This is a genomic window from uncultured Microbulbifer sp. (genome assembly GCF_947504145.1).
Classification (GTDB): domain Bacteria; phylum Pseudomonadota; class Gammaproteobacteria; order Pseudomonadales; family Cellvibrionaceae; genus Microbulbifer.
On the sequence record NZ_CANNGQ010000001.1, the window covers coordinates 796952 to 808700 of the forward strand.

An 11749-nucleotide genomic window follows, 5' to 3' on the forward strand; every position below is an offset into this window, starting at 1 on the left:
AGCGCTCGGGTATTCGGGTTCGGTTATTTGTAGCCCGGTTGCTCAAACCCGGTTTATTGAGAAGGTATATGTCAGAACAACCGTCAGAATTGAACGTAACCATCACCGACTCCGCTCAGGAGTATCTCCGCGACCTGCTGGAAAAGCAGGACTGCGAGGGCATCGCTATCCGCATGTTCGTATCCAATCCGGGTACGCCCAGCGCCGAGACCTGTATTGCCTACAGCCGCCCCGGCGAAGAGAACGAGGGTGACCTGGAAATGCAGCTGAACGGGTTCAAGGCTTACTTTGAGGGCCGCAGTATTCCGTATCTGGATGAAGCCCGGGTGGATTACTCATCAGACAAGATGGGCGGCCAGCTGACCATCCGTGCGCCTAACTCGCGTATGCCCAAGGTCACCGATGACAGCCCCATTGAAGACCGTATCAATTACGTTCTGTACAGCGATGTAAACCCGGGGCTCGCCTCCCACGGTGGTCAGGTCAGCCTGGTGGAAGTCACCGAGGACCACTATGCGATTCTGAAGTTCGGCGGCGGCTGCCAGGGTTGCGGCATGGTAGACATGACCCTGAAAGAAGGTGTTGAGAAAACCCTGAAAGAAAAGGTTCCAGAACTGGCCGGTGTGAAAGACATTACCGACCATACCGACAAGTCTCAGGCTTACTACTGAGCCGAATCCTTTCCGAAACAAAAAACGCGGCAATTGCCGCGTTTTTTATGCGCTCGATAAAATTTGTATCGGTAAGGGGGTGGGGCGAGCGCTGCTCAGTCCTGAAAATGCTCGTACGCATCGAGCCCTTGCAGATAGGCGCCGTCAAAGCCTGCATTGGCGATTTTGTAGATATAGGAGTCTTCGTCCCCTGAAATAATATCTTGCCAGGCGGGATTCCAGTAATTGACGTAGTACAGGCCATTGTTGCCGGGGATCTGTTCATTCAGCCAGTCTGGCGGGTTGGAGACCCAGTGGTTTTCCCAGTAGTAGCGGTTATTTTCAGCGTGGCCAATATTGACAGTGGCGAGTACTTTTCGCGCTCTTCCGTTACTTTTTCGTTGCAGTTGACGAATCTGATTCGCGGTGAACTCTTCACCATTGAAAAAGAAATCCAACACAATCACGTCGTAGTCGGTATTGACGAGCTCATCGACCAGTTGCTGGCGCGTTGAATGCAGTCGGGTATCCGTCAATACCAGAAAGTTGCTGGCATCGTCCAAGTCAAAAATGTCGCGGCGATTGATGTTGTAGGGTTGGGTGGGGTAGATCGGAATGTTGTCGAGCTCCGTATGGTCGGCGACAAATCCCAAATAGCCGGCATCGTTACTCAGCTGGTATGCGTTATCAATTTTTTGCTCGGATATCGCGAAGTCCGTCACCATTATTGTGGTGCCGCTCGTGTTCCGCGCCATATCCAGAAAGCTCTGCAGGCTATTGCGGCGGCTATCCGATGTCGGTTGGTCTATTCCCGCGTGGCCGTAAAAAACGGCATCTTGTGCAACGCCGTCCAGGCTGCGGATATATACGCTGTCTGGGTCGCCACTGGTGAGCTCGTTTGTACTCAACAGTGGCAGGGCGCCATGCCCAATCACTATAAAACCGGTTTTCAGCCCGCGCGCATAGCCTTGGATACTGCCGACAAAATCCCTCATTTCCTGAGGGTGGTCGGTGTGGCCCTGCTCAGGGTACAGGTTGGGCACGTCTTCAAGATTGCAGGCGGTGAGGGTTGCTGCAATCAGGGTGGGAAGCAGAAATTTGGCGCAGAAGGTCCATTTCACGGGAAGAGACTCGGCTAAAGGCGTGGCTGAACATTGTAACAATGACGGGCTGCCCCGTTTGTTTTCCTGTCAAGCGATTGTACGGGGAGTCAGCGGAAAGTGCACCTTTCGAGCTTGCTCTAAATTTTTGCGCTACATCCGTTTCTTGGTCTTGCTGGTTGCCTGGGCTGTTGCCGGGTCGTCTGGCCAGAAATGCTTTTGGTACTTGATGCGCAGTTCCTTTTTCACTTCGTGGTAGGTGTTTTCCCAGAAGCTTGCCAGGTCTCGGGTGACTTGCACTGGGCGTCTGGCCGGTGAGAGCAGGTGAATCATGAGCGGGTAGCGACCATTCAGTATTGCGGGAGTTTGCTCGAGTCCGAACATTTCCTGCAGGCGGACCGGAAGTACAGGGGGAGACTCGCTGTAATTAATGGCAATACGGGAGCCGCTTGGCACCTGTATATGTGACGGGGCCAGCGTATCCAGTTGTTGCTGTGTTCGCCATTCCAGTTCCGCCAACAGTATGCTTTTGAGGTCCAGCTGCTTGAGCTGGTCGAGCTTGTTTAGTCCATGCAGGTGCGGTAGCAGCCAACTCTCCATAGTGTCCAGCAAGGACCGTTGGCTCCAGTCTGGCAGCGATAGCTGTCCCGCTAGATCGGGATTCGCGTCTATCTGTTCGTACAAGAAGCGTACCCGGTCAACCAGGCTTTCTGATTCGCTGCTCCAGGGGAGAATGTGCAATCCTTTCTGTTGGATGGCATCCAGTAGCGCTCGGCTTAGTAGTTCCGGAGAAATTTTCTTCGCTGGTTTTTCATTGAGAACAAGTTTTTCCAGGCGGATTTGCTCACTGGCCACAGCACGCCCTGCATTGTCGTCCCAGCGCACAGCGGTCTCGCGGACGATCCGATCGTCGAAATATTCGTGCAGGGCGTTACTGGAAATGCGCGCGGCCAGTTGAATGCGGGCGTCGCGTCCGTGACCATCGAGGTCGGCGACCACCAGGTAGTCTTCCTGGGCCAGTGCGTCGTCGTGGGAAAACTGCGCACCGCGGCCGTTGGATAGCAGAAAGCGTCGCTCGCGGTCGTGGCGATTTTTTGCGATGCGGTCCGGGTAGGCGTAGGCGAGCAGAATTCCGGTGGTGTCGAGCCGGTCCGGCACTTGGTGGTGTGAGCGTGCGTTCCGGGGAAGCTGTGCTTGCCAGGTCTTCGCTTGCTGCCGAATACGATGTACAGGACCCTGATCGGCGCTATTGTTTTTACGCGTCCTGTCCAACACCTCCATACGCTTATGAATATCCCGGTCCCAGCGCTGCTCACCGCGGAAAATATCCCGTTCGGAAAGTAGTGCTGCGAGCAGGCAGGCTTGCTCCGCCAGACCCAATCTATTGCCGCACAGCATCATGTGTGTAAGTCGAGGGTGGGCTCCCAGGCTGAGCATCACTTCACCGTGCGTGGTGATGCGCAGATCGTCATCCAGCGCGCCCAGTTCCTGCAGCAGTGTTCGCGCCTGGGCGACAGGGCCGGGAGGGGGTAGGTCGAGCCAGTGCAGCTCCGCAACGTCGGTAATACCCCATTGTGCGAGGTCCAGCATGACGGGAGCGAGGTCACTCAGCAGGATCTCCGGTGCGTTTTTCTTTGTCATTCCCCGCTGGGTGGATTCACTCCACAAGCGCAAGCTGTAACCCGCGCTGAGGCGCCCAGCGCGGCCGGTTCGTTGGGTTGCGGATGCTTGCGAGATCTGCGTGGTTACCAGCCGGTTCATACCGGTATTGGGGTCGAAGCGGGATTCGCGCATCAGGCCCGAGTCGACTACCAGCCGAATACCTTCAATAGTGATGGATGTCTCGGCCACATTGGTGGCAAGCACGATCTTGCGTCTGCCGTCGGGGCAGGGGGCGATAGCGGCATCCTGCTGCTGTTTGTTCAGATTGCCGTAGAGTGGTGTAACGACTATATCCGAGCGACCGGAAAATGCGTCGCGCAGGTTGCTTTCCACCGTGAGGATTTCCCGCACCCCGGGTAGAAAGGCGAGCAGGCTGCCTTCTTCTCGTGAAACCAGTTCTTGAATCTTGCGACTCATCAGCACCGGCAGCTGGCGTGCATCCTCAGGGACTTCACGGTGGGGGAGGTATTCAATCTCGACCGGATAGGCCCGGCCCTCGCTGGTGATGACGGGTGCGTTGCCGAGCAACCCGGCTACGGCATCGGCGTCCAGTGTGGCGGACATTACCAGCAGTTTCAGGTCGTCCCGCAGTACTTCCTGGGATTGCAGGCATAGAGCCAGTGCCAGGTCCGCTTGAAGATTGCGCTCGTGGAATTCGTCGAAGATCACTAGAGCTGTATCGGCGAGTTCCGGGTCAGACTGCAACAGGCGGGTCAGAATACCTTCGGTGACGACAAGAATTCGGGTGTCCCGGCTGGACTTCCGCTCCGCCCGGATCTGGTAACCCACGGTCTTGCCGACGGGTTCGCCGAGTAACTCTGCCATGCGCGCTGCCGCGGAACGGGCAGCCAGGCGGCGTGGTTCCAACATGATGATTTTACGGTGCTGGAGCCACAGGCTATCCAGCAGGGCAAGCGGCACCGCGGTCGTTTTACCGGCACCTGGAGGGGCCTGCAGAACCACATTGCTGTGGGCGGCCAATGTGTCCAGCAGTGTTGGTAGTACTTCCTGAATAGGTAAATCAGACATGGCGCCGATTATAGCGGTAACCTGTGGCCTGGGAAGGGTGGCTTTGGCTTTGTTTCAGCGGTATTTGGATTGGTATATTCCACATTCAATTGGGATGTGTGGCCAATAGAGAGGGAAGTCTATGGAGGTTGTGAAGTGGATCGGAATCGGATTCGGCATAAGTTGTGCGGTCGTTTTCGTATTTTTTGCGTTTGTGTTTATCCGGATGATCTTCGCTCCGCAGTTTGCCGAGTTGACAGTCCTTACCGATAAGACACTTCTTATACTGCGCCCTGGTGTGCATGTATCTGAAGTTCCCCATCAGCTGCCACCACTGGAATGGCAGCATAGCCATACTGCTGGCGATGTTCCCGCGGCAGAAATTGAGTTGCTAACGTCGGAAGGGAAACTGGAAAAAGCCGGCGGGATATTTGACAGCGACGCTGGCCGCGGAGTCCAGGCCCTTGCGCAATCCCCTGGGGTCGACAGCAAGGTTTTTTTCGATCGTAAAATCTTTGCCCGCAATGACGATGAGCTTGGGCCCCTAGTGGCCGACTTTTCCGATGGTCCATTTTCCGGGTTCAACTATATCGGCGGTGTCAACGAAGATTGGTTCCTGATTGCGGCCAATCCCATTGAGCGGCCATATGGAAAAAACCAGCTTTGGCAAGTTTCCCACAAGGACAGTCGACACATACTGCTCGTGAAAAACCTGTATTTCACCCACCACAGGCCCCCAAAGACGTTTGCACCCGAAGGCTTTGATGGTGTTCTGGTGGCCATTTATGCCGACGACGTCAGCTATGGTTCCGGCGGCTTCAGCAGCGCGCCGCGATATTCCATACTGCGGGCTTATACCACGAGCTTTCCGGATGGTGTCGATCTGGTACGCTTTTCACTGAGGGCCGGCACCATCGTAGGGGTGGAGTGGCGCGAAGAGGCTCTTGTGGTAACAACCGATCCCAGTCGGCCCACCTCGGTCGATCGAAGGCTACCCCCGCGGATCTGGTCTGTGGCACTTGCTGAAGGCGTGCTAGCTAACCACTCGATTGTTTCCGGTGGAGGTTGATAAGTGGACGCAAAGTCCCGGTATATTGCCAGCTACTGGAAGCTCGGCCTGAATGAAGGCCAGCAAAAGGTGGCCAAACGGGAAGATGAAGAAGTTTTTGCAGTGTTGTAATCGGAGCTGACAGCGCAATGGACAAAGAATTCTGGCTTGAAAAGTGGCAAAAAAATGAAATCGGGTTTCACAATAGCGATGCCCACCCGCTGCTGGTCACGCATTTTCAGAAGTTGGGGCTGGCACCGGGTAGTCGCGTATTTCTGCCACTGTGCGGAAAGACGTTGGATATCGGCTGGCTGCTGACTCAGGGCTTCCGTGTTTGCGGGGCCGAACTGAGCGAGGAGGCAGTGATTCAGTTGTTTGCGCAGCTGGAACTTGAGCCAGAGATTGAACAGTTGAATACACTGCGGCGCTATAGCAGCGACGGACTCGATATTTTTGTCGGTGATGTTTTTCACCTCACCGCTGAGATGTTAGGTGCCATCGACGCAATATACGACCGCGCCGCACTGGTGGCACTGCCCGAAAATATGCGCGCTCGATATGCGGGCCACTTGACCACTATTGCCAAGACCGCTCCGCAATTACTTATTAGTTTTGACTACGACCAGAACTTGCTGCCCGGGCCGCCATTTCGGGTAGGCCCCGACGAAGTGGCAACGCTATACGGCACGCAATATGTGTTAAACCTGCTGGATTCTGTCGCCGTCGAGGGTGGATTGAAAGGGAAATGTCCGGCAGAAGAGCAGGTATGGCTGTTACAGCCAGCGAAGAGCGCTTGAGCGGCGCTTTGAGCTTCACTGCGTAATTTGCATCGATGGAAGGGGTTGATGGCAGAGGTAGTGGTATTAACGCACGCTATTAAAGTTTAGGGGTTCCATGAAGCGGAAATGGGTTTCAGCCAGAGGCGTTGCTTTATTGCTGCTCGCTGCAGTTCCACTTTGTTTTGGGCTGTACTTTGTCTTCAAGAAGGGAAACGCCAACCCGGCGCCGCTCGCGACGACCGATCAGAAAGAGCAGCCGATCCATTCACAGGCTCCGCGCATTCAGGGAAAAGAGCCTCGGCCCGATCTACATCAAGCTCGTAGTGGTGATGGCCAAAACAATAGCGAAGCCGTGATTGTCCTCACTGAGCCGCCACATATTGCTTACCGAAAGTTCCTCGGTCGTGCGGAAGCTGGAGATTCCAGAGCCCAGCTAATACTCACGGAGATTCTAGAGCGTTGTCGTCATTCCTCTATCCAGTCGAAAGAGTCTCTCGCAAGGCTGGAGGCTCGGGGAGATATGTCCGATGAATTGCTGGCTGATTACAGAGGAAATCTTGAACAGTGTGGTGGGCTATACGACCTGTTAGAGGGGTTCGACCTGGATTCGCTATGGGCATTCTGGCTGGAGGAGGCTGCCGATAACCTCCCGGTAGCGGAGATCGCGACTTCCTTGGTGAGTCTGGAAGCTGAATATAGCGATGCACTTTACCGTCAGCTTCAGGCCGGCATTTCAGCCGCGAGCGGGGACTGGATTCAGGAGCGTGTTATCCGCCAAGTCGCTTTTTCTTTTTTTCGCAGGTTTGTGGAATCGACACAATATGATGCTTCTGTCGATGACGCTGGGTATTACCTGAGAGCCGATGACAGCCTCGCGTGGGAATATTTACATTGCAGGAACTCCGTGCACTGCGACCTTGAAGTTTTCGAACGTCAGGTTTTCGATCAATTCTATGAGTATCAGGTTGACGATATGCGTCGGCGCGCGAAGGAATTGGACCGCGCTATCGAGGAAAGGAACTGGAAACGTTTGGGGCTGCGTATAGACACGGATTGATCCATTGGGCAATGGTTTCCCCATTGCCGGGCGGTGCAGTCACTTGGGAGTTTAAGGGGCTAGCCCATCAAGTCCGGTATCCGCTTCATTTTCCGCTGCCGGCTTACTTGTGTACTTCGCGATCGCCTCCGGAATTCCTGAAATTTCACGCTGGTCATTACATGAATTTGTGCCCCCGCTGTGCGCCTTTCCTCTTGATGACTCCATAAAGCCGTTGCCATATATCGTCACATCGATAGATTCGAAATCTATTGTGTCATAACAATAGCCTGGAGCGCCCGCAGCGGGTTTTACTTCGTGATTAAGGGTGTCTTTGATGATCAGTTGAATTTTCGCCTCGCATAACGCCGACGGCCCGGACTGGTCTGGAACTTCCAGAGAATATACATCGACAAACCTCCAGTTCGCTTTTGCGGAGCACCAGAACCGTACTGTGCCGTGCTCTAGCAGAAGGTCGTCCATGCCCAGTCCACTATGGTCTCGAATGGCTTTGGCTGCCCCTTTTTCTATCAGCGCTGCCATATCGATAATAAAACTCGGGGCCGAATGTTGGTTATCAGGGGTTGCAACACTTTGTGTTGAGACGAATTGACACAAAACGAGAGCGACAGCGACGCTACAAGTCTTCATCTTGATCATCATTCTGTGTACCACTCATTCATATATATTAGGAGTTGATATTTGCCGGTTTAGCGCGGATTCGTGTATTTGTACGGCTTCCTCGATTTCTACGTAGGCTTTTATTTTCGCACAGTCGCCCCGAACACTGCCGCTTCCCGATCCTTTGTTGAGGCTCGCCTGAATATATCCATTTTCCCATTGTTCGGAACTAGTAAAGTCGTAGCTAAAATTAATTTCGCACTGTCCGTCGCTGAGAACGGTTACGTCGGTTGAAATGGTTGTGCGAATAGGGAAGTTAACTTTCGCGATACAAGGCGTCTGAATTTTTTGTTGGGCCGGACATTGGGTCTCGCTGGGAACCGTAAACGTCCTTTGCCTGCCGGCTTTACAACTGATCCAAACCGGGTCCAGTGTGCTGACGAGATCTCCGGGTTCAAGATCTACATTTTTTCTATATATTTCTTTCGCTGATTTTTGTATCAAATCCGCGGTGTCGATAAAGAATGGCACTTCACTACTGCTGCTGCAGACAGGCAGTATATATACCAATAGGAATGTGCCTAAAGATCGGTAGGCTCTTGGTCGAATATGATTGCGCATAATAAATGTCAGTTGATGTTTATAGTAATCAATTTTCTTTGCGCGCCATCAAATATCACTGCACCAATACGATATTCGCATTATCATCGCGCAGGTCGTACAGATGAATGTGGCGCCAGGCGTGAGAAGGGCGACCTGGATGTACCTAAGTTTCTGCTTTTCTTGCATAGCTGGCTTTTGACGAATCTAATGGGTATAGCACGTTCCGCAATTTTGACCACTCAATCGGGCGACAGCCCGACAATAGAAAAAATGGAGTAATGGTATGGCTTATCGAGGTGCGCTGTGGGTTAAATCGTGGATACTGGTTGTGGCGCTTATTCTGCCGGCTGGTTCAGCGCTAGCTGATATGGGCGCCAATACAGCAACGGAAGACGCGGCTATTTCTAAGCAGCTGGATAAGTTTCACCAAGCTGCTGCGAATGCGGACTTTGATGCCTACTTTAGTCTATTCAGTAGAGACGGTGTTTTTTTGGGAACCGACGCAGACGAGCGTTGGAGCGTGGATACTTTTAAGGAGTATGTGAAACCGTATTTCAGCGAGGGTAGGGGCTGGACCTATGTGCCGAGAGACCGCTCAATTGTGGTACACAATGATGTGGCCTGGTTTGATGAGCTTCTGGATAATGAGGCGTATGGAGAGTGCCGTGGCAGCGGTGTGCTCGTTAAAGAGGGCGGGAAATGGCGAATCGCTCAGTATAACCTGCATTTTCCTGTCCCCAATGACCTGGCAAAGCAGGTCACTAAATTGATTAAGGAACATCAGTAATCCGAATCAGGGGGAGGGAGGCGTGAGCTAGTCAAACGCCTCGGGCGCCTTGAACGCTTTGCTGTAAAACCCGGAGGTGTCGAAACAGCACACTTTCTTTTTGCCCGCTGCGAGCATGTCACAGGCATCGTTGATGCGTTTGCCTCGCGTTTTTTGCTGCTTGGCAGATGTTATCCAGTGAATCCAGTCTACGCGGGATAGATTAGTGGTCGTATCCCAGGTGGCCATAGCCTCTGGCGAAGCCACTAATGCCTCTGCCAGATCTGCCGGGACCTCAGGATCGGGCTCTTCGGCGGCGGCCCTGATGTGGAAGTTCACAAGGTCGCCGTAGCTGGCCCCGGAAGCCCTGAGCAACACCTCATCAATTTTCAGCCAATGACTTTTCTGCCCGTCGGGCTCAAGCTGAATCGTAAAAGGTTTGCCGTTTATTGTCCCATCTACGGTCGTGCGACCGCGCCTTGGTAATTTGGCGCTGGCTTCTTTTGGCAAGACGACGAAAGCCCAGTGTGTGCCATTGCCCGGTTGCTTGGGGCGCAGAATTCGTGCGTTGAACTGTGAATCTGTGTTTGCGGTAGACATCTTATCTGCGGTCTAGCGATAAATTGATTTTAGGGAAAATACAAAACATCTAAATTACAGGAAACGGTTTGAATACCATTAACCAGAAAATGGTTAATATTGCTCCAAAAGCTAGAATACCCAGTCCGGTCCAATATCGCATCCATTTCGTGAAACCCGGGTTCAGTTCACCGGAGTCCAGGGATGCGTCAGCGAGCGCTTTGAGTTTGTATTGAATAGCAACAACTGGTATCCAGCATACCCCTATGAAAAGAAAGAGCGTGATTACGAAGTGAAACCAGGTGGATGAGAAGGAGTAACCGAGCCTGTCCATCAGGAGTACGCCGGATACGAATTGGACAACTACGGCGGGTGCAGTAAATAACCAGTCGGCCAGTACCACATGCCGAGTTGTTACGGCGAGAGCGGCGATATTGGATGAGCGGCTCGCCATAAACATGAAGAAGGCAATACCTGCACCGGTTCCCGTTACTATAACGGCGGACAGAATATGCACCATTTTTAATAGAAAATAGTCTTCCAATTGTCACTCGCGTGCTTTCTGGTTCACGTTGACTGCAGTTGTTCCTTGAAAACCAAGTTAAACAGTTTGTCAGCGTAGATACAAAAAAGGACCGGCTGTGCCGGTCCTTTCAGGTTGGGTGCAAATTGGGTAGAAGTTTACCCTTTGCGTGCCTTCAGTGGTCCACGCAACTGTTCTGCCATTCCCAGTAGCAGTTTCTCGGTAGTATCCCAGTCGATACATTTATCCGTCACCGAAACCCCGTATTCCATCTGGCTGCGATCTTTGTTGATCTTCTGGTTGCCAGCTTTCAGGTTGCTTTCGACCATAATGCCGATAATAGACTTGTTGCCATCCAGAATCTGGTGGGTGACGTTGTCCACTACCAGAGGCTGCAGCTCGTGGTTCTTGTTGGAATTGGCGTGGCTGCAGTCGACCATGATGTTGGGCACCAGGCCGGCGTCTTCCAGTTCTTTCTCACACACGGCAACGCTGACGGAATCGTAGTTGGGCTTATCGTTGCCACCGCGCAGTACCACATGGCCGTATTTGTTACCCGCGGTGTGGATGATCGCTACCTGGCCTTCCTTGTTGATACCCAGGAAGCGGTGTGGATTGGCGGTGGACTGGAGGGCGTTGATGGCCACTTCCAGGCTGCCGTCGGTGCCGTTCTTGAAGCCCACGGCGGAAGAGAGGCCGCTGGCCATTTCCCGGTGAGTCTGGGATTCGGTGGTGCGTGCACCAATGGCGGACCAGGAAATCAGGTCCTGCAGGTACTGGGGCGAGATCGGATCCAGGGCTTCGGTCGAGGTGGGCAGGCCCAGCTCGGCGATATCCAGCAGGAGCTTACGACCGATATGCAGGCCGTCTTCAATCTTGAAGGAGTCGTCCAGGTGCGGATCGTTGATCAGACCTTTCCAGCCCACGGTGGTACGTGGCTTTTCAAAATACACGCGCATGACGATCAGCAGGCTGTCAGAAACCTGGTCCGCGAGCGTTTTGAGGCGCTTGGCATAGTCGATGGCCGCGTCCACGTCGTGGACGGAACAGGGGCCGATCACAACCATCAGGCGGTGGTCTTTGCGGTCCAGAATATTGCGCACTGCGGTGCGGCCGGCGGCTACTGAAGCTTCGGCAGCCTCGCTGACGGGCAGTTCCGTTTTCAGCGCTTCCGGGGTAATCAGGATGTCCTGAGAGACGACATTCAGGTCGTCGAACTGCTGCGTGGTCATGGTTAAGTCACTACTTAATTCAATAATTTAATCGCGTCCGTGCCCACAATCAGTACTCTGCGGGGCAGTTATGCTAACCAGTGGCGCAAGAGAGGGCTAGGGTTTCATTTGAAACAGTTTTACGCGTCACGGATATGGGAGC

12 protein-coding genes are annotated in these 11749 nt (G+C 53.5%); 5 read left to right on the forward strand and 7 right to left on the reverse strand.

Translation table 11 applies throughout. From position 1 onward, the window contains the following. Positions 1-68 precede the first annotated feature (68 nt). Entirely contained in the window at positions 69-671 is a 603-nt protein-coding gene (gene nfuA, locus Q1A74_RS03620; protein ID WP_299592455.1) for a Fe-S biogenesis protein NfuA, read from the forward strand. Between the two features lie 95 nt (positions 672-766). Here the strand turns inward: nfuA and Q1A74_RS03625 are convergent, their stop codons facing one another. Together Q1A74_RS03625 and hrpB are read right to left on the reverse strand one after the other, a co-directional pair. Next, positions 767-1771: an endo alpha-1,4 polygalactosaminidase gene (locus Q1A74_RS03625; RefSeq protein ID WP_299592456.1), complete on the reverse strand. Its 1005-nt coding sequence runs from the start codon at positions 1769-1771 to the stop codon at positions 767-769. Positions 1772-1903: 132 nt separating this feature from the next. Beyond that, positions 1904-4441 carry an ATP-dependent helicase HrpB gene (gene hrpB / locus Q1A74_RS03630; protein WP_299592457.1) on the reverse strand — a complete coding sequence of 846 codons (2538 nt, stop codon included), beginning with the start codon at positions 4439-4441 and terminating at the stop codon, positions 1904-1906. 130 nt (positions 4442-4571) lie between these two features. Between hrpB and Q1A74_RS03635 the strand changes: the two genes are divergently transcribed. The 3 genes from Q1A74_RS03635 (at position 4572) to Q1A74_RS03645 (ending at position 7304) form a co-directional block, all read left to right on the forward strand. Continuing rightward, positions 4572-5489 (forward strand): hypothetical protein, encoded by a 918-nt coding sequence (locus Q1A74_RS03635; protein ID WP_299592459.1) that lies wholly within the window; start codon positions 4572-4574, stop codon positions 5487-5489. A 128-nt stretch (positions 5490-5617) separates the two neighbouring features. Then, the gene (gene tmpT / locus Q1A74_RS03640) at positions 5618-6265 is read left to right on the forward strand and encodes a thiopurine S-methyltransferase (protein ID WP_299592461.1); all 648 of its coding nucleotides are present in this window, start codon (positions 5618-5620) and stop codon (positions 6263-6265) included. Between the two features lie 97 nt (positions 6266-6362). Then, positions 6363-7304, forward strand: coding sequence for a hypothetical protein (locus Q1A74_RS03645; RefSeq protein WP_299592463.1), 942 nt, complete (start codon positions 6363-6365; stop codon positions 7302-7304). Positions 7305-7355: 51 nt separating this feature from the next. Here Q1A74_RS03645 and Q1A74_RS03650 read toward each other — a convergent pair whose 3' ends face one another. Together Q1A74_RS03650 and Q1A74_RS03655 are read right to left on the reverse strand one after the other, a co-directional pair. After that, a complete protein-coding gene (locus tag Q1A74_RS03650; protein WP_299592464.1) occupies positions 7356-7946 on the reverse strand; it encodes a hypothetical protein in 591 nt (196 codons plus the stop codon). Positions 7947-7958: 12 nt separating this feature from the next. After that, complete coding sequence (locus Q1A74_RS03655) at positions 7959-8435, reverse strand: hypothetical protein (protein ID WP_299592467.1); 477 nt, start codon at positions 8433-8435, stop codon at positions 7959-7961. A gap of 355 nt (positions 8436-8790) precedes the next feature. Here Q1A74_RS03655 and Q1A74_RS03660 point away from each other — a divergent pair, with 355 nt between their 5' ends. Then, positions 8791-9294 carry a nuclear transport factor 2 family protein gene (locus tag Q1A74_RS03660; protein WP_299592469.1) on the forward strand — a complete coding sequence of 168 codons (504 nt, stop codon included), beginning with the start codon at positions 8791-8793 and terminating at the stop codon, positions 9292-9294. A gap of 27 nt (positions 9295-9321) precedes the next feature. On the opposite strand, the gene Q1A74_RS03665 is transcribed toward Q1A74_RS03660, so the two are convergent. The 3 genes from Q1A74_RS03665 to Q1A74_RS03675 all read right to left on the reverse strand — a co-directional run bounded on the left by Q1A74_RS03665 (position 9322) and on the right by Q1A74_RS03675 (position 11607). Next, the gene (locus tag Q1A74_RS03665) at positions 9322-9873 is read right to left on the reverse strand and encodes a YdeI/OmpD-associated family protein (protein ID WP_299592470.1); all 552 of its coding nucleotides are present in this window, start codon (positions 9871-9873) and stop codon (positions 9322-9324) included. Between the two features lie 49 nt (positions 9874-9922). Then, positions 9923-10396 (reverse strand): DUF2269 domain-containing protein, encoded by a 474-nt coding sequence (locus Q1A74_RS03670; protein ID WP_299592472.1) that lies wholly within the window; start codon positions 10394-10396, stop codon positions 9923-9925. A 137-nt stretch (positions 10397-10533) separates the two neighbouring features. Then, positions 10534-11607: a 3-deoxy-7-phosphoheptulonate synthase gene (locus Q1A74_RS03675; RefSeq protein WP_299592474.1), complete on the reverse strand. Its 1074-nt coding sequence runs from the start codon at positions 11605-11607 to the stop codon at positions 10534-10536. Between the last annotated feature and the right edge of the window lie 142 nt (positions 11608-11749).